Source organism: Lacrimispora sinapis, from assembly GCF_043633585.1.
Lineage (GTDB): Bacteria > Bacillota > Clostridia > Lachnospirales > Lachnospiraceae > Lacrimispora > Lacrimispora sinapis.
In genome coordinates this window covers 767,641-787,058 of sequence record NZ_CP141832.1, presented here as the reverse complement: position 1 = coordinate 787,058, position 19,418 = coordinate 767,641, and the positions used below count along the sequence as shown (strand labels likewise).

The 19,418-nt window shown below is 38.8% G+C and carries 16 protein-coding genes and 1 pseudogene; 7 read left to right on the top strand and 10 right to left on the bottom strand.

Going from position 1 to position 19,418, the window contains the following annotated elements; all coding sequences use genetic code 11:
* Nucleotides 1–4 precede the first annotated feature (4 nt).
* Nucleotides 5–964, bottom strand: coding sequence for an ABC transporter permease (locus VIG27_RS03590; protein ID WP_394525273.1), 960 nt, complete (start codon nt 962–964; stop codon nt 5–7).
* An 18-nt stretch (nt 965–982) separates the two neighbouring features.
* Nucleotides 983–2,566 carry an extracellular solute-binding protein gene (locus tag VIG27_RS03585; protein ID WP_394525271.1) on the bottom strand — a complete coding sequence of 528 codons (1,584 nt, stop codon included), beginning with the start codon at nt 2,564–2,566 and terminating at the stop codon, nt 983–985.
* Between the two features lie 324 nt (nt 2,567–2,890).
* Here VIG27_RS03585 and VIG27_RS03580 point away from each other — a divergent pair, with 324 nt between their 5' ends.
* The 3 genes from VIG27_RS03580 (at nt 2,891) to VIG27_RS03570 (ending at nt 7,506) form a co-directional block, all read left to right on the top strand.
* Nucleotides 2,891–5,137: a helix-turn-helix domain-containing protein gene (locus VIG27_RS03580; RefSeq protein WP_394525268.1), complete on the top strand. Its 2,247-nt coding sequence runs from the start codon at nt 2,891–2,893 to the stop codon at nt 5,135–5,137.
* A 13-nt stretch (nt 5,138–5,150) separates the two neighbouring features.
* On the top strand, nt 5,151–6,485 hold the full coding sequence (locus VIG27_RS03575; RefSeq protein WP_394525267.1) for a serine hydrolase domain-containing protein: 1,335 nt from the start codon (nt 5,151–5,153) through the stop codon (nt 6,483–6,485).
* A 310-nt stretch (nt 6,486–6,795) separates the two neighbouring features.
* Nucleotides 6,796–7,506 carry an alpha/beta hydrolase gene (locus tag VIG27_RS03570; RefSeq protein WP_394525266.1) on the top strand — a complete coding sequence of 237 codons (711 nt, stop codon included), beginning with the start codon at nt 6,796–6,798 and terminating at the stop codon, nt 7,504–7,506.
* Between the two features lie 25 nt (nt 7,507–7,531).
* On the opposite strand, the gene VIG27_RS03565 is transcribed toward VIG27_RS03570, so the two are convergent.
* Nucleotides 7,532–8,812, bottom strand: a complete 1,281-nt coding sequence (locus VIG27_RS03565) for a LysM peptidoglycan-binding domain-containing protein (RefSeq protein WP_394525265.1) — start codon at nt 8,810–8,812, stop codon at nt 7,532–7,534.
* A 1,545-nt stretch (nt 8,813–10,357) separates the two neighbouring features.
* On the opposite strand from VIG27_RS03565, the gene VIG27_RS03560 reads away from it, so the two are divergent.
* From VIG27_RS03560 to VIG27_RS03545, 4 genes are all read left to right on the top strand, one after another.
* The gene (locus VIG27_RS03560) at nt 10,358–11,053 is read left to right on the top strand and encodes a response regulator transcription factor (RefSeq protein WP_394525263.1); all 696 of its coding nucleotides are present in this window, start codon (nt 10,358–10,360) and stop codon (nt 11,051–11,053) included.
* Between the two features lie 4 nt (nt 11,054–11,057).
* On the top strand, nt 11,058–11,927 hold the full coding sequence (locus tag VIG27_RS03555) for a sensor histidine kinase (RefSeq protein ID WP_394525261.1): 870 nt from the start codon (nt 11,058–11,060) through the stop codon (nt 11,925–11,927).
* A 109-nt stretch (nt 11,928–12,036) separates the two neighbouring features.
* The gene (locus VIG27_RS03550) at nt 12,037–12,963 is read left to right on the top strand and encodes an ATP-binding cassette domain-containing protein (protein ID WP_394525259.1); all 927 of its coding nucleotides are present in this window, start codon (nt 12,037–12,039) and stop codon (nt 12,961–12,963) included.
* Entirely contained in the window at nt 12,951–13,652 is a 702-nt protein-coding gene (locus VIG27_RS03545) for an ABC transporter permease (RefSeq protein ID WP_394525258.1), read from the top strand. Before VIG27_RS03550 ends, VIG27_RS03545 begins: the two co-directional genes overlap by 13 nt.
* Nucleotides 13,653–13,881: 229 nt before the next feature.
* Here the strand turns inward: VIG27_RS03545 and VIG27_RS03540 are convergent, their stop codons facing one another.
* The 7 genes and pseudogenes from VIG27_RS03540 to metA form a co-directional block, all read right to left on the bottom strand.
* Nucleotides 13,882–14,370 carry a hypothetical protein gene (locus VIG27_RS03540; protein ID WP_394525257.1) on the bottom strand — a complete coding sequence of 163 codons (489 nt, stop codon included), beginning with the start codon at nt 14,368–14,370 and terminating at the stop codon, nt 13,882–13,884.
* 320 nt (nt 14,371–14,690) lie between these two features.
* Complete coding sequence (locus VIG27_RS03535) at nt 14,691–15,488, bottom strand: polymorphic toxin type 44 domain-containing protein (protein ID WP_394525255.1); 798 nt, start codon at nt 15,486–15,488, stop codon at nt 14,691–14,693.
* A 676-nt stretch (nt 15,489–16,164) separates the two neighbouring features.
* Nucleotides 16,165–16,374: a transposase domain-containing protein gene (locus tag VIG27_RS03530; protein ID WP_394527386.1), complete on the bottom strand. Its 210-nt coding sequence runs from the start codon at nt 16,372–16,374 to the stop codon at nt 16,165–16,167.
* Nucleotides 16,360–16,764 (bottom strand): annotated as a pseudogene (locus VIG27_RS03525) (IS66 family transposase); the annotation flags it as partial. The gene VIG27_RS03530 and the pseudogene VIG27_RS03525, both read right to left, overlap by 15 nt.
* Before the next feature lie 112 nt (nt 16,765–16,876).
* A complete protein-coding gene (locus VIG27_RS03520; RefSeq protein WP_394525254.1) occupies nt 16,877–17,500 on the bottom strand; it encodes a hypothetical protein in 624 nt (207 codons plus the stop codon).
* Entirely contained in the window at nt 17,497–17,916 is a 420-nt protein-coding gene (locus VIG27_RS03515; protein ID WP_394525253.1) for a hypothetical protein, read from the bottom strand. The genes VIG27_RS03520 and VIG27_RS03515 overlap by 4 nt, the downstream gene beginning before the upstream one ends.
* A 567-nt stretch (nt 17,917–18,483) precedes the next feature.
* On the bottom strand, nt 18,484–19,416 hold the full coding sequence (gene metA / locus VIG27_RS03510; protein WP_394525250.1) for a homoserine O-acetyltransferase MetA: 933 nt from the start codon (nt 19,414–19,416) through the stop codon (nt 18,484–18,486).
* Nucleotides 19,417–19,418: the final 2 nt, after the last annotated feature.

Sequence of the window (19,418 nt, the reverse complement as noted above, 5' to 3'; positions counted from 1 at the left end):
TCCCCTACACAATTCCTCTTCCTCTGACCTTATGGCTGGCTTTGTTGCATAGAAGAACAAGGAAACAGCCTACCAGCGAGGAAGTAAGACCGACTGCAGTCGTATAGCCGTAATCAGGAAGAGCACCGGAATTAAATGTCTGTGTGTAAATATAAGTCTGCAGTACATCCGCTTTCTTAATTACTGCATCATTCTGCATAACGAATACAGACTCAAATAAATTCATAACCTTTGCAAGATTCAAAATAAGGACTGTAATGATGGTATTATTCAGTGCAGGCAGGGTGATGTAACGAAGCCTGTTAAAGCGGTTTGCCCCATCCATGGACGCCGCTTCATAAAGCTCCGGATTGATTCCGGATAGAGTCGCGATAAATATGATGGTCCCCCAGCCCGTATCCTTCCAAACATTGATGGTATAGAACATGGGACGCCACCAGTTCTGGTCACCCAGGAAATAAATCCCTTCTTTTACAATGCCCAGTTTTATTAAAATAGAGTTGATAAGACCGGCATTGGTGGGAGAAAGAATCAGTGTAAATACGGAAGCTGTTACAACCCATGACATAAAATGGGGAAGATATACGATGGTCTGTGCCGCCTTTTTAAATGTTAAGGACCGTATCTCATTGAGCATAAGAGAAAGCACAACAGCCATTGCCGTATTCAACAGAAGCTTAATGACACTTAACGTAATCGTATTACCAAATGCACTCCAAAATCCCGGCATGTTCATCATTTTTTCAAAGTGGGCAAGACCTACAAACACAGGCTCTTTGATGCCCTTGTAAGAAAAGAAGGCATACCGGATTCCAAGCATGGGCAAATAATGAAACACGATTGCAAAAATGAGCACTGGTAAAAACATCAGATAGAATCCCTTGTAGTACCGGATAGAAACTAACAAAGGCCGTTTATTTTCGCCTGCAGCATTTGCTGCAGGCCCTTTCCTCTTTATATTCATATGATAACCTTCCTGAACTTATTTCTTGGCTTCAAGCTCATTGAGAGAATCTACAATCTGCTTGGACCAGTCTGCTCCGCCTTCTTTTTCAAAGCGTGCATAAGCGTCTTCTATAGAAACTCCCTGTACAACAACATCTGCAACAATTGAGTTCTTGAGGGTCGTTAGATCTCCGTTGTAAGTTGCCATTACATCCGTTGACGGAATAATAATCGCCTGTTTGGCGTTCTCATTGAACACAGTCTGAGACTCTTTCGCTTCTGCTTTTACAGTTTCTCTTCCGGGATCATTTTCCCAATTTGCAATGGATAACATTGGATCAATGTGCTGTTTGGTATACTGTGTTCCAGGATGCTCAAGACTTTCTCTCATGTGGAACACGCCTTCTTCATAGGTGTTATCAAGAATGGTCTCAGCCTTTTTAGACCAATGGACATCCTCCACACCGTAGCTCCACAGCAGCTGGGTATCTCCTCCGTCAAGCATGGATTCGATAAAGTATTTATAAACGCCTTCCGGATTCTCACAGGAAGAGGTGATCGCCCATACAGGTGCAGTTCTTTCAATATACTTGCCTACTTCCTTGATGGGCTTTAACGGAACCAGCTCTCCGTCTCTGCCATTGGCCTCCAGGTTTTTCTTTAAGTTGGTTGCCCATGTTCCCGCCCAGTAAGTAAACACGCCGAATTTATCTTCATAAAATTTATTGCGGCAGTCTTTGGTTCCGTTTGTCAACGTTTCCTTGTCAATATACCCTGCGGCATAAGCATCTCTCAGTCTCTTAAGGGCAGCTTTAAAATTATCCTGTGTAAATCCATCCTGCCATTTTCCGTCTTCTCCTTTTACAAAGGAAGGATTGGCATCCTGGTAGAACTCAGGAAGATAATTGGTCCATGGTTCCTCCGGTCCAACAAATCCGGCTGCTGAAACACCATATGTATCTCCGTTGACACCATTACCATCCGGGTCACCCTCGGTAAATGCTTTTAACATATTTAAGTATTCGTCGTAAGTTTCCGGTGCCTTCAGCCCGCATCTGTCTAACCAGGCTTTCTTTACATAAGTGATGCAGCCGTTTCCTCTGGTAACAGGAAATCCGTAAAGCTTACCGTCAAGTTTCATATTATCAATAACGCTTTCATCGGTGACGCGGCCGGATTTCTTCAACTCTGAGTTGTTCCAAGCCTCTGTCATGTCCCAAAGCGCACCTTCTTCTGCATAACCGGGATAAAAGCTTCCTGCAAGCAAAATGGCATCCGGCCAGTTCTCCGGACCGGAAGCAAAGGTCTGTCCCAGAACATCAAAATATGCATCATGGTCTGGCTGGATGATTTCTAAATCAATCCCGGTCAATTCTTCCCATCTCTTTTCAAAGGCATCTCTGTTGTTCTGCTTTGTCGTTACCGTACCGTTTACCATAATGGTAATTTTTTCCGGTTTCTTCACTTCACCGCTTGCTGTTTTTCCAGCAGCAGAACCTGATTCAGCGTTTGTTGCCTCCCCGGTTGTTTTTGAGCCTGATGATGAGGAACATCCGCTCAAGGCTACAGACGCAGCCATCGTTACAGCCATTCCGGCTGCAAGCATTTTTTTAACTCTCATATGAAACCTCCCAACAATTATTTTGCTACACGTCTTTGACGCAATGCAATCATATCATCCGCAGATGTCTTTGACAACGCACAGATTTTAATATTGTTGTTCATTTTTCTCTAATAAGTGATTTTCCACTATATTTTATTATGCACATTTTACATGCTCTTTGAACAGACCGGCATTTTTTTACTAAAAACGCACGGAAAATCAACATTTTTTATGGGTACATTCTTTACTATCCGTATACAGTTTTTAATTTATCGTCTATTTGATTGATTTTATGCCAATTTCATACTATAATTTGGTTATATAAACGAAGGAACGGTGCCTATGAAAAATGACAACAAACAAAATCACGATATTCCATTTAAAAATCAATTAATTCTTTCCTATACCATTATTCTGGCGATCATCCTGATTATTGGAGTGACGCTGTATTACATATCCTACAAACAGGTGAAACATGGGATCAATCAGCAGAACCGGCTTTCTATGTCCGCCTCTGTCACAAAGCTTGACAGCACCATGGAACTGATGAACGCAGCGGTGAAGCAGATCACTTCCGACCGTCTATTTAACAATTTATCCGGTCTATCCAGAGAGGAGAGCAATGAATTTTACTATCTGGGCTATCAGACCCAGCGCAGTTTAAAATCAGTAACTCCGGTGGAGTTGCTGCTTCCAATCAGCAACTCCTTTATTTTCATGGAAAAATCCAGGTATGTGGTCTCCTCCACCATGTTTTTAGACTTTGATTTTTTTGCCGCAAACAATACAAAATACCGTTTGGAACCAAATTCCTTTTCGGAAGCACTGTTGAGTGAAGCCCATTGGAACCGTTTCACTCCCATGACGGATTTTGAAGGGAATTCCAAAAATTTTCTCTATGTTTATCCTTTGTTCCATTCCATACGTTCGGTAAGCAAGCCTACCAACGTACTGTGCTATTTATTTGACTATGATATGGTAACGGAATATTTTTCCGGCATTAATTTATATGGAGACGGATATTTGATCGCTTACGACAAGAACGGGGAACCCATGTTCTTCTTCTCAGACGGAGCACAGGCGGCAGATTATGACACCTTAAAGAATTTAAATTACAAGAATCAGATCGCCCATATGGTCTCGAAGGACAACCGCCAGGAGATGTTAGTGACCTCCGTCTCTTCTTCTTATAATAACTGGACGTACTACCTGGTACAGCCGGAGAATCAGGCTTACTACTCCATCACGCCCTACCAGCGTTTTTTTACCATCATCACCATTGCTTCCTTTGTGGCCGGAGGAATCCTGGTCATCATTTTCTCCTCCTTTGGAAGCCGGTATCTGGCCCAGCTGTACAATGAACTGGTATTAAAGGAATCCGTGGCAACTTCTTTGAACCTTCTTGTGGAAAAGCAGAAGCCTATGGTCCTGGAATCCTATATGCGGAGGATCATGGAGGGAAGCATCACCACCAACGAAGAAAAAGAATACCTCATCAATGAACTGGCTCTGGAACAGCCCGGAGTAAAATACCATGTGCTTTATACCGAGGTATCTCCCTCCGAAGATACCCACATTCATTCCCATGATATGGAGCTGCTGATACAAAATTATGACACCCTGGTAAGAGAAGCCCTGCGCCGCTATTATCCCAATACAGGATATATTTATAAACCGTCCGACCGGATCTTTGCTATTTTGATTGCTTCTGACCAAACAGTTCCCTATGAGACAGTCATAGCGGAAAACAAGGATACCTTTAACGCCCTCCACCGGGAGCTTTTGGAAAAATACGGAATCTGGATCAGCGGAGGGTTCGGGGACCGGAACGGCATGATCTCCTACACCTGGAAATCCTACCAGCAGGCCAAGGAAGCAAAATCCATCACCACTATGGAAAAATACATTTTAAGCTGTGATGTGAACCAATCCAACGATGTCTATTACTATCCGGAAAGCCTTTCCGTCCAGCTGAGCGGTTTTATTTCCAGCGGAAATAAGGACCAGGTACAGGAACTGTTCAAGCTTATAAAAAATGAAAACACAAAAAAGAAAAACCTTTCCTACACCCAGCTTAGCTGGCTCGTTTCCGATGTGCGCGCCACCGTATTTAAAAAACGCCATAACCTTCTGACAGAGGGAATGCCTGCGGAAAAATTAAAGCTATTGGATATGATCGACAAACAGTTTGAAGGAGAAATGAGCTTAAATATTCTGGAAACCATTGCGCTGGAATTATGCGATGTCTGCGGTTCGGAAGGAAATGAGCTGATTTTGAAGATCCAGGAATACATCAACACCAACTATCATGACCCGGATCTATGTCTGTCAAAGATATCCCAGGAATTCGGTATCTCGGAAAACTATTTCAGCTATCTGTTTAAGAAGGAAGTCTCTGAAAACTTTTCCATCTATCTGGAACGGCTTCGGATGGCAAAAGCCAAGGAAATTATTTCCGAGACAGATACCAGTCTTTCCACCCTGTACCAGTATCTTGGCTACAACAATGCAGCCTCTTTCCGGCGGGCATTTAAAAAGAATTTTGGTGTATCACCAAAAGAAATGAGGGATAAAGTCAATGCCAAATGAGAAGGAACTCCTTATGGAAAAATTATCGGAAGCCCTTTGGCTCCGGCTTTCCAAAAGCGGTCTTCCAATCCACAGCTTTTTAATGGACTGGAACGGCATCACAAGAAAGGAAGCGTATCAGGCTCCCTATGGGCCCTCCGATCTGCACCGTATGTTCTCCATTACCAAAAGCTTTTGTTCCATTGCCATAGGATTTCTCTGTGCAGAGGGAACGCTGAAGCTGGAGGACCATATTGTAGATTATTTTCCGGAATACTGTTCGGATAACACCCACCCCTGGTTAAAGGAAATGACCATACGCCACATGCTGTCCATGGAGACCTGCCACACCTCCACCACGTACAAGGTCCATTCCCATGAAAACTGGGTGGAAAGCTTTTTTATCACTCCGCCCTCCCACCGGAGCGGGCAAATCTTTCTTTATGACACTTCCTCCAGCCACACGCTGGCCGCTCTGGTAAAGAAACTGACCCAAAAAGGAGTGCTGGATTATTTAAGAGAAAAATGCCTGGACCAAATCGGATTTTCAAAGGAAGCCTATATCATTCATGACCCTTTTGGTTCTGAGATGGGAGGTTCTGGTCTTATGGCTCTGCCCTCCGATCTTCTAAAGCTTGGGCGTTACTGCATGGATACGATCCTTTATGGACAGGATGACTTTGCCTGTTATTTAAGAGAAGCTGTGTCCTTTCTGGTTCCCACGGTCCATTTTGGACAGACCTTTGATGAGCAGCAGGGATATGGATATCAGTTTTGGCGGATCCGAAACGGGTTTACCATGTACGGCATGGGCGGACAGTATGTCCTTTTTTATCCGCAGCACGATCTGGTCTTTGTGGTGACCGCCGATACCCAGAATATCAAAGGCGGAAACCAGATGATCCTGAATATGATCGGCAAGGCCGTGGAGGCTTTGCCTTTAGATAAAAAGGTTTTTAAAAATCATAAGGGGCAAACAACAGATTTTGACCCGCCCGGCTCATGGAACGAATCTTACCGGCTCTATGACAATCAAAAAGGATTTCATAAGCTCTCTCTTTGTCTTGACCAGAAAGAGGGGATGCTGACCCTTTTCGGTTCAGAGAAACGTTTTTCCATCCCTTTTTCATTCAAAGAGCCTAAAGTCAGCCTCTTAGAAAGCTATGAGCAACGGATTGCCGTAAAGGCTGTGTGGGCCGATTCCAGTTCTCTTTATCTTCCGGTACAGGTGGTGGGGGAATGTGTGGGGTCCATTCATATCATGCTGAAACTGTCCCGGGAGAAGATTACTGTTTGGATGAAGAAAATCGAGGAGACCTATTTTACTGAATTCCAGGGATTTTTAGAAGGGGAAAAGGAACCCCATTAAATTCCGCAAAAAAACCAAGCCGACCCAAATATAATGTTTGGCAGACTTGGTTTTGATTTTTATCAAAAACACGCTTATTGGTCCTAACGTGAGCGTTCCATATTTAAAGTATGCAAAACTCCGACTTCAATGACAAACAAGCCATTCCAATGGGTTTTGTTTTATAATAAAACATGATATGCTTTCTTTCTTAATCATATTGCAGGAGAATAGGAAGGTAATTGGTGGTTATAATTATTTGAAATCTTGATTATTTTAAAGAGGAAAGAAAGGAAATCAAACGGATTCAGAAAGGGGACGTACCATTCCAATGTTTAAAAAAATCCTTTTTATTTTTACCAGTGTTCTTTTGATACTTGTTTCAGGCTTTTTTATCTATGGCTCCCATTACTATAAAGCCGATGATTTGGCTCTTGCAGCGCTTCAAACGGGATTGAAAAACAATGGTGTAAAGGCGGAAGATGATTTCATCCTTATACCTGCAAAAGAAAAAACCAATACTGCCCTGATTTTTTATCCTGGGGCAAAAGTGGAGGCGGCTGCCTATTATCCATTGATGTCCAAACTTTCGGATCAGGGAATCACCTGCATTTTAGTCAAGATGCCCTTTCATCTTGCAGTATTCAATGCTTCCGCCGCAGACCGGTTCTATGAAAAATTTCCGGAGATAACCAACTGGTATGTGGGAGGACATTCTTTGGGCGGGGCAATGGCAAGCAGCTATATGGAAAAGAATCCTGATAAATTAAAGGGGACCATCCTCCTTGGTGCATACATTTATGGTGACGTTTCGCCGTCAAAGGTCCTTACTGTGTATGGAACCGAGGACGGCGTACTGAACATGAGCAAAATAAATTATAGGGAAAATGTTGTGTCAATTACCGGAGGCAATCATGCAAACTTCGGGAATTACGGAAAGCAAAAAAAAGACCATGATGGGTTCATCAGCCGGGAAGAACAACAGGAACAAACCATAAATGCCATTTACACTTTTATCGAAAAGTCAAATTCTCAAACATGATATTCCTGATTCCACCTTGATGCATTCAACGCTTCTCAATGTAATATTGTGTATTAATGATCAGCCACATTTGGGCATCAAATCTCATTATGGTCCAAATGGATAAGCCCTGAAGGTTAAATTCAGCTACCAGACCGACTCTCGCCGCATAGCTTCTTGCATCTTTAAACCATACAATATGCATCGTCCCATCGCTGTCCGTATAATAGAAATAAGAGGATTGTGCCGCATCATTAAATTGTATCGGTATCCCGTTATCTGCTGCAAATCTTATGGCATTTTCATTGGATATCGCATCTGCTCCTGTTGCACCGGGAATGTAGGGGAGTGTCCAATCATACCCCAGCGTGGTGACTCCCAAAAAGATCAATTCCGAAGGAATAATGCTGACTGCATAATTTAACAAATCTCTTGTAACATTAACCGGAAAAAGAGAGCTTGGATAACTGAACGTCCTGGCCCATTCATACGAAGCAAATATGATTCCTTCCACGTAACCTGATAATTGCGAATAGTCAACTCTCTCAAAGCCAATGTTGGAAGCACCTAGAGCCACTGCAGGCGTTATGGTAATGACGACTCTGAAACCTTCTAAATGAAATACCTCTGAGGCTTTTTTTATATAAGCTGAAATTTTATTTATGTTGTCATAGGTAATCTCTTCCACATAAAGATTGATCCCATAATACCCTTTCTCCTTTAGGATCTCAAGCGCATTGCGAATGATCCGGTCCTGAATCAGCGGATTATTTAAAATCACATTATTTGTTTCAAGATTCACCATTCCCTCCTCCGTAATGGTGGAAACAAACATCATGGGCGCCACACCATAGGAGGAAGCCAGGGAGATCAGTTCTGTATCATCACCTATGGTGATGATATCGCCTTCCCTCGTAGCCCTGTAATTGAATATCGTTAAATAGGTCAAAAAAGGAAGTGTTTTTATTAATACAGATTTTTCTATGTAAGAAAAAGTATAACCACTGGTAGCAATGGTCTTAGTTCTATCGGTTTGATAAGTGATGACTATGGTTTCCCCTGGATACAGTGCTCCATCGGAAAGATGTGGATTATTTCTCAATAGTTCCATTGGGGTAATGCGGTACTGCTCTGCAATGCTGTCCAGTGTATCGCCTTCCTGGACCGTGTAGAGTGTTTCCGGCTGGACGATCACAATGGTTTGGCCTATTGCCAGATTCTCAGGGTTTGTTATTCCGTTTTCTAATATTAATCTGTCAACAGGGATCTTGTAAAATTCTGATATGGAATCAATGGTCTCACCGGGCTGAACAACGTGTATGGTCATGGTTCCCCTCAAATAATCTTATTAATTCTATTATATGCGGGTCATGCATGTTCATATCTATTATATAAATAATTGCATAGGGGCATGTAGTATGCTCCATCAAATCCACCTGGAACAAAAACCTGCCAAACAAAACCCCTCATTGCCCGGTGACTCCCACAAGTCTTTTAATATAATATTCAGTATTGATGATAAGCCACATCTGCGCATTAAACCACATAATCGTCCAAAAAGACAACTCATCAATATCATATTCTGCGACCAGACTGTCCCTTACGCCATAGCTTCGTGCATCTTTTGTTTATACAATATGCGGATTTTCGTTACCAGCCACAGAGTAGATGTACGCCGATTTTGCTGCTTTGTTTTTTATTTATTCGTAAAGCCTTGTAAACAAATGTGCTACTTGCAATAAGTTTGCCTGATTGGAAATTATCGGGAGTACATAAAATCAGCAGAAAAGATTCAGATAATGCTAATTTTAACATTTACATATTAGTTTAAACAAAATATAATTAAAATACAAAATGTTAATTACATTATCATACACACTAGGATGTGATTCCGCTTTAAGTATCCCAGTGAACTGTAAACTTAATTAATTGAAAAGAAATTACTATGTTGTAGTTCAATATTTTTGATCCGGCAACTGCAATAGCAGAATACTTAGATAGTAAGGACAGTGATCCTAACAATGGATATATAGATTTAATTTTATAGGAGTAAACAATGTTTGTAAAATTACTTGAATCAATATTTTATGTTACTATGTTATCTTTCATGTTGTATGTTTTATATAAAAAAAGAACATTTTTCATAAAGCACTATATATTTAAGCAAAAAACCAGAACTAAAGTTGTCATATTTATTGCTATTTTACTTGTTAATATTGTACTTTTAACTTTTTTAAATGTCATTAATAGTAACTGGATAATTTATTCTTTATTCCATGCTTTTTCATCAGCACAAATTGTGTTTTTTCTAATTTCAATTTTTTGGAAAAATGAATAAAATTTTTCATTCAATTGGATATTTTCACTTGTGGCTCTGGTCGTAGAGATAAGTCCATCAGCAACAAGCCTCCTATCCTCAAAACCAACTGTCCCTATTTTTTAGATCACAGGAAATACATTTCCTGTGATCTGGTGAGACAGCTTCGGCATCCATATCGGCAATCGCTTTCGCCAGTGATTGCCGTTTTGTGTCTAATTTCTTAATCCTGCCGTTTGCGTAGGAGATCCAAACGCATTTCAATCTCCGCTTCTACCTGTGCAAGCTCTACCTTGTATTTCTGAAACAGTTCCATGATGTTTGACAAGGCCTTTTTCAATAACACTGCAATTTATGTGCAGTATTAATTATTTCTATCATAAAAATACAATTTCGTTTTCCGGTCTCACCTTTTGTACACAATATCTTTGAACGCCATTTGAACAATCCGATAGAATCAGTTATCATATACATGGAAACAATAATTTTTATTTACGCAGAATACTTTCATTTTTCTGATATTATTCTGTACTTGACAGGGAGGAAACTTGGAAGATGAAAATATTATTGGTGGAAGACGATAAAGAAATCAGTGAGATGTTAATCGATTTTCTACAGATGGAGGGCTTTGAAGTCCATGGAACTTTTGATGGAGCGCAGGCGGTAAAGACATTTTTCAGCGAATCCTATGATCTGGTCATTCTGGATCTAATGCTTCCGAAAATCAGCGGACTGGAGGTCATGAAACGAATCAGAAAGGAAAGTGTGGTTCCTATTATCATTCTGTCCGCCAAAGATACGGACTCAGATAAGATTTTTGGGTTGGGACTGGGGGCGGATGATTATATTACGAAACCGTTTTCTCTTACAGAGGTACTTGCCAGAGTGAAGGCAAATCTGCGGCGCACCACCCAGTATTCTTCCGGTGGGGAACCTGCCTCCGTTTGTCTTGGTCTGGGAGAGTTGGAAATGAATCTGGAAAGTCACACGGTGCACAAAAACGGACAGGCCGTGGACTTAACAGCAAAGGAATATGAGATTCTTCGTTTGCTTCTTTCTAATCCCAAAAAGGTTTATACCAAGGCACAGCTTTATTCTTTCATATGGCAGGATGATTATCTGGGTGATGAAAATGCCGTTAATGTTCATATCAGCCGCCTCCGCACAAAGATTGAAGATGATCCCAGAAAACCAAAGTATATTTTAACCGTTTGGGGAATCGGATATAAGTTAGGAAGTCTAAAGGAGTGAATTCATGTCTCTATTAAACAAAAAGATTTTAAAACAGATTCAAACGATTGCCGATGAACTGGAACGGATTTTAGATGAAAATAATGATGAAAAATTGATGTTATTTACCGAAGATAAGGAAATCAAGCATCTTTTGGAACAGATCAACCGCACGCTGGAAGACAGGCAAAATGCAAATGCCGGCTACCGCAGATCAGAATTAAATACCAAACGGATGCTATCTAATATTTCTCATGATCTGAAGACGCCTCTGACCGTTATCATCGGATATTTGGAAATGCTTTTGATGCAGGAAACCCTTGAAAAGGATATGGTAAAAAAAGTTTCTCATAAAGCCAATGAATTAAAGGAACAAATGGACCGTTTTTTCACTTTAGCAAAGCTGGAAGCTGGAGATACGGTGCTTACGATGTCCAAAATAAACTTAAATGAATTTTGCAGGGAGACCATTGTTGATTTCTATCATCTTCTAACAGAGAAAGCATTTGAAGTAAACATAGAAATTCCGGATACCCCAGTTTTCGTTTATGCGGACCGGGAAGCATTGGGACGTATTCTTAATAATCTGATCAGCAATGCAGTCCGCTACGGAGATGCAGGACATTACCTGGGACTGACCCTTCGCAGCGAGGACAGCTTTGTTTTTGTGGATGTCATTGATCATGGAAAGGGAATTGCATATTCAGAAATTTCCCGTGTATTTGACCGTCTCTATACGTTAGAAGATTCCCGGAACCGGGAGATCCAGGGCAATGGATTAGGTCTTACCATAGCAAAAAGTCTGGCAGAAAAACTCAATGGCACACTGACTTTAAAAAGTATCCAAAATGAGGAAACCGTATTCACTTTAAAACTCCAGCAGTTTAATTATTAAAAAATATCTTTTTATGAATTTTTGTACGCGAAAGAAATTCGTAAGATTTATTCAAGAGTTTTGAAGATATCATATGCTAGAATTTTGGATATGGAAAGGAAGTGACAAAATGCAGACAATTTTAACAACCGATCATTTAAACAAACAAATAGGGGCACAAACCCTTGTATCCGATTTGAACATGCATATTGCCAAAGGAGAAATTTATGGCTTTCTTGGGCCAAACGGCGCAGGAAAAACAACGGTGATGAAGATGATCACGAATCAATGGAAACCAACTTCAGGAGATATTATTTTATTTGGTGAAAAACTGCTCCCGAAATCATATTCATTTTTAAAACGTATGGGAAGCATGATTGAGTTTCCGGTATTTTACGATGAACTGACGGCGGAAGAGAATTTAAAGCTGCATTGTGAATACATGGGCTATTACAGTCCTGACAGTGTTAAAAAAGCATTGTCCTTGCTGTCTCTATCAGAATCCAGCGGAAAAAGGGTGGCGGAATTTTCTCTGGGAATGAAGCAGCGGCTGGGCATTGCCCGAGCCGTACTTACAAAGCCGGAATTCCTGGTGCTGGATGAGCCGGCAAATGGCCTTGACCCGGCAGGTATGAAACAGCTTCGTGATCTGTTCCTGATGCTGTGCAAAGAGTATGGAATGACCATTCTTATTTCCAGTCATTTGCTTTCGGAGATCGAAAGCATTGCACATACTATTGGAATCATTCACAAAGGCAGGCTGGTAAGAGAAATTTCTATGAAAGAGATTTCGGATAGTGGACTTGAGTATCTGGAAATCAAAACGCCGGAAACAGCAAAAGTTTCTTATATAATTACAGACCGTCTTTCTATTACAAATTTTAAGGTAATAAACGACACTCATATCAGAATCTATGCAAAACAAGCCTCGTCCCAGGAGATTATGAAGGCTTTAACGGAAAATCAGATTGAAATTCAGGGGTTCCATTCCCATTCAGAGTCCTTAGAAGAGTATTTTCTGAAAGTTACGGGAGGTGAAAACAAATGTGGAAATTAATTCGGCTTGAATGGAAGAAAAACGATACAAAAAAATATATGATTTATCAGGCAATAATAATTGCAGTCCTCGGATTTTTGTTATTTGCTATGTGCTTTTACATTCCGATTGATGCGGAAATGGGAATGACGGATTCCGTACCGGAGATCAATGATATGGCAGTACAGATTGATCTTCTTACCAATCTCTCGTTTTTGATATTTACTTCAGTCATGCTGTCGTCCTTTATTATCAAGGCATATAAAAATAAAACTCAGAGCCTTATGTTCAGCTATCCCATCTCCAGGAAAAAAATAATTTTCTCTCAAATGATGGCCGTATGGATTTTCTGTGCGGCAGGTCTTTTCTTTGGAAAGCTGTTTATTTATCTGCTGTTGGCCTTAACCTCCATGGTGAAGGACGGTTTTTTGCTCGGCTATGATATGACAAGTGTCAGTTTTTATATACAGACCATTTTAAAGACGGTTCTTACGGTGACCCTGGGCTTTCTTCCTTTGTATATTGGTAAAAGGATGAAGTCATCAAAGGCAGCTATTATCTCTTCCTTTTTACTGTTTTCTGTTATGAACGGAACCATAGGAGATTTGACTTTAAGGGGAAATACAATTCTTCCGGTCTTACTATTCATTGTTTCTCTGATTTGCGGATTTCTTACCGTGCATAACGTTGAAAAAGAAGATGTAATGTAAAACACGGTACTAATAAAGATGTATTTCGTTTATAAGAATTGGGCTATCGCACGAAGAATGATATACTACTCCTATATAGGACAATGAAATATAAAAGTCCTATATGGGGGTATTTCTATGTCCAGATGACCTGTTTTTCTTGTTTGAAACACCTTCCAAGTAAAAAATAGGGAATATCAGATCCAATCACCCTATTGATGTGTCTGCAGCGAATGGCCTTTGTTCCATATTACATTAATATTCTTTCATCAGCAGAGTTTCTAAATTTCAAAAATAATCCCTCTTGTGAGACTAGTTTCTGTAATATTTGCAGAACTTCATCCGTCAGTTGATAAAAACTAACTAAAAATCCACCATTAATACTCATGAGAAACTGAGGTTCTGAAAATAGAATCTGTACCGAAGAAAAATCCTTTGATACAATTTTCTTTATAATATACGCTAATTTATCAGGAGAACTGTTTCTAATATTTACATTAAAAGGAAACTTATGCTTCAACTTAGCAAGTTTTGGAGATTCCGTCAGATAAATCTCGCATTGATAGAAATAAATCAACTTCAAAGCAATATGTGATATTTTTTCAGCAAACAAATGCAGATAAGAGGTTTCAAAATATTCCTCCAATTCTAAAAAATGCACGTCCGATGTTTCATATGGAATAAAATCAATATAATAATACTCTTCCATATCTTGAAGATTTTCAATTACCTCAAACATAAAAGTCATACCTCCTTAATCTCTTAACACCTCACCATTTTCAATTAATGAAGCAACTCTTACACCTTTTTAATCTTTTAGTTTCCACCGCAAGTAAAAGGGCTGTATATTTTTATAGTATCATTTTTCATACTGTTTCATCCTCTTATTTTCTGCAAATCTCACTAAATCACATACTCCGGCTCGTCCGCGTCCAACTCATACGGCGTTACCTGATATATATAGTAAGGCGTGCAAACTAATGTAAATTTCAATTCCCAAACCTTTATGTAATATAGCTTTTGCCTCCATCAATACTCTTCTCTTTTTTTATAATACAATTAATTATCAGCATTATATTTATTAATTCCCCACTGAATATCTTTTTGATCACTAGGATCATCAAAATAGCTTTTCCAATACTTTGTACTAGATGTACCTGAAATAATTTGAACAAGACCAGCAGCACTTTTTAATGTTGTTGGTCCAAAGCAAACACTACCAACATATCCATAATGGAAGTTTCCAATCGTCTCTCCTGTCATTATTGCTTGTAACTCTGATTCGAAATATCTAGTTTTTAGACCTAAATATTGTTTATAATCCCAAATTCCACCACTCTTTACTCGTTCAGTAAAATATGCCCCAGCTATTAGATGTTTTTGACTGAAAATTGCATTATCATAGACCTTTTTCAACTGTTTCGCATGAGCTCTTGCTTCGGGCATTAGCTCCATTATTTCTGAATGCAATATTACTCTTGAATCTTCTGGTATTTTCTTGTGTGAAATTACTAAATTGTTATTAACAGTAACTGCATTTTCTTTAATTAGCGTGTTAAGTCGTGTAACAAAATCTTTTACCAGAGGCTTTTCTTCTGTTTCCAAATTACTATATACCGTAGGCTTTAAATTAATTCCTCTCTCCGATACAATAATCTGGTCTAAATTATCTACTAAATATGCATAAGCACCATAATCATCGTTAATTTCATTTTTCACTTCATTTTTCGCTTGATTGTATGCATTCTTGTATAAACTGTCAATATCATTAACATTTGTTGTTTCTGCAGCTAATGCACTAGTCGTTAATGTAAATGACGTTATTGCCATTAATACCAAACCAAATACTTTCTTCATGTTTTTTCCTCGTTAATTAAAGAAATAAAGTAATGTAATTATGTACAAATAAATAATAACAAACAAAACATTGACTGTTAAAAATATACCTCCCATGATCAAATCCTTTTTTTTCATCTGATCACGTTGAAGACAAAATGCGGTTATATATGAGGATAAATTAAAAATCAAAAATATTAGTAATAATAAATAGATAAAAAAAGCACATGTTATTATACTCTCTATACCTTTAACCATAGATAGCAAAGTTACAATACTTAAAATAATTACTATTAGACTAATCCCAAAATATAGTTTAATTTTTTTCACTTTTATACACTTCCTTTATTAAAAATAATGTAACCCGCTTCAAAATCAAGATATCTAAACTAATTGCAAAAAACTCATAATTTAAGATTTATATTAAATTTAAAAATTTTTTCCAGTAATCCTCCCCTTTCTCTTGATGTCTCTTTTAGCCACAATTATACAGCGCTTCTCACCTCTACTAACTCCTCCTCTCCATAGTATTTAATTATTTAATTTACTTATATATTATTTATAATATTAAATTATCATTTATTTATTAATAATGTCAAGTACCTATTCTCCGATAATGTTTTTTATTAATAATAAAGTAAGCGCTCCATAGTAAGTACCATCACAAAAACATGCCGCTCATATGAGCGGTATGTTTTTACAGTGATTTTCTGCAATTAACCGGAAGCTTATCTGACCAGGGCAACAGATCTTCGCAGAAACTGTTATCTTTTTCCTCCAGGTGTTTTGGAATCTCTGTCAGCAGATATTCAAAATAATCATAAGGCTTCAAATGGTTGGCTTTGGCTGTCTCTGCTATGCTGTAAATAATAGCACTGGAGTCAGCTCCTGCGATTGTATCAATCATAACCCAGTTTTTCTTTCCTACACAGAAAGAACGAATCGATTGTTCTGCTGAATTGTTATCCATTGGAACTTCCCCATCTTCAAGGAATACTTTAAGATACTTCTCTTGATTAATGGAATAGGTGAAGCCATTGTGAGTTTTTCCTTTGGCCGGAACTTTGCTCTCGCTTTCCTTTGCCCATGCGAAATACGCATCGACCAAGGGTTTTATGGTCAGCTGGCGATGTTCCAGTCGTTCTTTGGAACTCATATCACTGAGTTTGGCTTCTTCTCTGTAAATAGCCTGGATTTGTTTCAATGCAAGATATCCAAGTGCATTTTTTTGACTCGCTTTTGGCAAAGCCTTAACGGCTTCGTCAAATCTCCGTCTCGAATGTGCCCAGCATCCAAAAAAGCCAACAGATGCTGACTTTTTTGACTATCTTAAACCTTCTAAATGTTTTATAGAAGACTTTAACTATTGAAAATTTATTGCTTGGGGGAAGTATTTTATGGTTATAGAACTATAATGTACATTTAACACTTAGATCTCTGTAGTTACTCATTCCAGATACTCTCACTCTACAATCCAAAAGTGAATATAGAGGTACATCTGATGAATACATTCCTGCTGTGGAATCTACTGAATAATTCCAAGAATTTGAAGTTGGAGTTAGTGTCCCACCTATAGAAGCACCTGGATTTCTCCAATATACTTTTCTATTTTCTGCATAATAAAGCCCTTTGGGTGTAGTTGAACCGAAAACATTATAAATACGCACCGTATTATTCGCCGCATTGGTAGAATACGTTAATCCAGTTTTTATTGTAATATCGTCCTCCAATGTTGCGGATTGACTAGGATTAGCAAGTAACGTCGCATTTAAATACTTTCCAGCATCAAAACTTACGACTGCTTCTGTGATAGTATTTCCTGATCTTAAAAGGCTGTTTGAAGGAGTAACTTTAACCTCATTTTCTGGTAATTCCCACTCCCATTTCTGACCTGTTTCTGGATCTGATATAGTCAGAACAGTCGTTATATGAGGTGCTGAACTATCTGTGCCAGTAGGAGCTGCAAATGCAGAAATAGATCCAAAACTAAGTACAATAGCTAATCCTAAAATAATCTTTAATCCCTTTTTCAAATAGTTTCCCCTTTCTTTAACTGTGCATTAACATCAATAGTAAATATGCATCCCCATGCAATAAAAACAATCCAGTAGATTGAAATAAAAGGTATGTTTCCAATAGTGATAAATCCTAATAGTTTTAAAACAAGAACAATTATATAAATTACTAACAATAAAATATCTATCAGTTTGGAAATCTTTTTTGTTGTTTTAGATACCTGAACACTAGATAATTTAACAAATATTGTTGCAAGACAAGAGGAGAGAAAAAAATAAAAAAGAGGGATTACAACAAATCCATATAATGTGTCTAAAATCAAATTTATATTTCTGTAATAAAATACTGTCTCATAATACTTCATAATTAATAGACAACATGTAGACCCTAATGCTAACATTGTTTCACTATTAGTTTTATAATGTTTCAACATTCGTTATCTCCCTAATAATTATATTTTAATATGGATACTTCTTATTAATATATTCCTAGTTGAAATTCATTACAACTTAAGTTCCAATATTATACATGTTTAGTTCCAATATTTGCAATAGTTATTTCTATTTCTGTTACTGGTTTGTGGATCGGCTCCAATAAACTGGACAGCTATTTTAAGGCCATATACAGTAAACTAATATGAAGAAAGGAATGAACCATTATACCCGAGAGAAGAAAGCTGGTTTATTTTTTATATGAAACTAACATTTCAACTTGTGCCTATGAACATCCCTGTGATATTTCAGAATGCCCATATGGACGTTTGAAGCAATGGTAGGGGGATAAGTTTGCATTGTAATTTAAGGCACTAAAATAAGCCCATATACTCATAGTTTCACCTACAAGCATATGGACTTATTTATATATCTAAACATATTAATTATGCGAGGTCATTATACATAAATAATCGTACCCCGATCTTTCCCTAAAACATGATATTTTGCAATACTTTACGATAGTTTTGCCTATTCTGCATTGAGCATAAAAATGTCAGAAATTCTCCTTAAATCACATACTCCGGCTCGTCCGCGTCCAACTCATACGGCGTTACCTGATATACATAATAATTCAGCCAGTTGGCATACAGCGTATTCGCCGCATTCCGCCAGTTCAGCATTGGAACCGTATTGGGATCATCATCTTCATAATAGTTGCAGGGGATCTTGGGGTTTAAACCTTTTTCCAGATCCCTGTGATACTCCCCGTCCAGTGTCATGCGGTCATACTCCGGATGTCCCTGGACAAATATCTGTTTTCCATCTTCGCTCATGACCAGATAAATTCCCGCTTCCTTTGACTCGGCAAGAATCTGAAGCTCCGGGTGCTTTTCAATATCCTCTCTTCGCACTTCCGTATACCGGGAATGAGGTGCCATCACAAAATCATCCATGCTTCTTACAAGAGGTATCTTGCGGTCCAGAATCTTATGGCAATAGATGCCGGACAGCTTGCTGTCTCTTTTATATTTCCTGATGCCATAATGGTAATAAAGGCCTGCCTGCGCGCCCCAGCAGATGTGGAGGGTGCTGGTCACATGGGTCTTGCTCCATTCCATGATCTTAGCCAGCTCCTTCCAGTAGTTTACTTCTTCAAACTCCATATGCTCCACCGGTGCACCGGTGATGATCATTCCGTCAAACTTTTTATTCTGCACTTCATCGAGATAAATATAAAACTTATTCAAATGACTGGCAGATGTATTTTTGGAAGTATGGCTCTCCAGCATCAAAAAGGAACAGTCCACCTGCAGCGGTGTGTTGGAAAGAGCGCGTAAAAGCTGAGTTTCTGTTTCTTCCTTGATGGGCATTAAATTTACAATCAGAATTTCCAGAGGTCGGATGTCCTGGCTTAACGCACGGTCCTCATCCATGGTAAATATATTCTCTTTTTCCAATATGGCTTTTGCAGGCAAATCCTTTTGTACTTTAATGGGCATAC

Excerpts from the sequence above, each read along its gene's own strand:
- VIG27_RS03550 (WP_394525259.1), top strand. The coding sequence starts at position 12,037 with ATGCAGACAATTTTAACAACCGATCATTTAAACAAACAAATAGGGGCA.
- VIG27_RS03580 (WP_394525268.1), top strand. The coding sequence starts at position 2,891 with ATGAAAAATGACAACAAACAAAATCACGATATTCCATTTAAAAATCAA.
- VIG27_RS03540 (WP_394525257.1), bottom strand. The coding sequence starts at position 14,370 with ATGTTTGAGGTAATTGAAAATCTTCAAGATATGGAAGAGTATTATTAT.
- VIG27_RS03515 (WP_394525253.1), bottom strand. The coding sequence starts at position 17,916 with ATGTTGAAACATTATAAAACTAATAGTGAAACAATGTTAGCATTAGGG.
- VIG27_RS03575 (WP_394525267.1), top strand. The coding sequence starts at position 5,151 with ATGGAAAAATTATCGGAAGCCCTTTGGCTCCGGCTTTCCAAAAGCGGT.
- VIG27_RS03565 (WP_394525265.1), bottom strand. The coding sequence starts at position 8,812 with ATGACCATACACGTTGTTCAGCCCGGTGAGACCATTGATTCCATATCA.
- VIG27_RS03585 (WP_394525271.1), bottom strand. The coding sequence starts at position 2,566 with ATGAGAGTTAAAAAAATGCTTGCAGCCGGAATGGCTGTAACGATGGCT.
- VIG27_RS03590 (WP_394525273.1), bottom strand. The coding sequence starts at position 964 with ATGAATATAAAGAGGAAAGGGCCTGCAGCAAATGCTGCAGGCGAAAAT.
- VIG27_RS03535 (WP_394525255.1), bottom strand. The coding sequence starts at position 15,488 with ATGAAGAAAGTATTTGGTTTGGTATTAATGGCAATAACGTCATTTACA.
- VIG27_RS03555 (WP_394525261.1), top strand. The coding sequence starts at position 11,058 with ATGTCTCTATTAAACAAAAAGATTTTAAAACAGATTCAAACGATTGCC.
- VIG27_RS03560 (WP_394525263.1), top strand. The coding sequence starts at position 10,358 with ATGAAAATATTATTGGTGGAAGACGATAAAGAAATCAGTGAGATGTTA.
- VIG27_RS03545 (WP_394525258.1), top strand. The coding sequence starts at position 12,951 with ATGTGGAAATTAATTCGGCTTGAATGGAAGAAAAACGATACAAAAAAA.
- VIG27_RS03570 (WP_394525266.1), top strand. The coding sequence starts at position 6,796 with ATGTTTAAAAAAATCCTTTTTATTTTTACCAGTGTTCTTTTGATACTT.
- VIG27_RS03530 (WP_394527386.1), bottom strand. The coding sequence starts at position 16,374 with ATGATTGATACAATCGCAGGAGCTGACTCCAGTGCTATTATTTACAGC.
- metA (WP_394525250.1), bottom strand. The coding sequence starts at position 19,416 with ATGCCCATTAAAGTACAAAAGGATTTGCCTGCAAAAGCCATATTGGAA.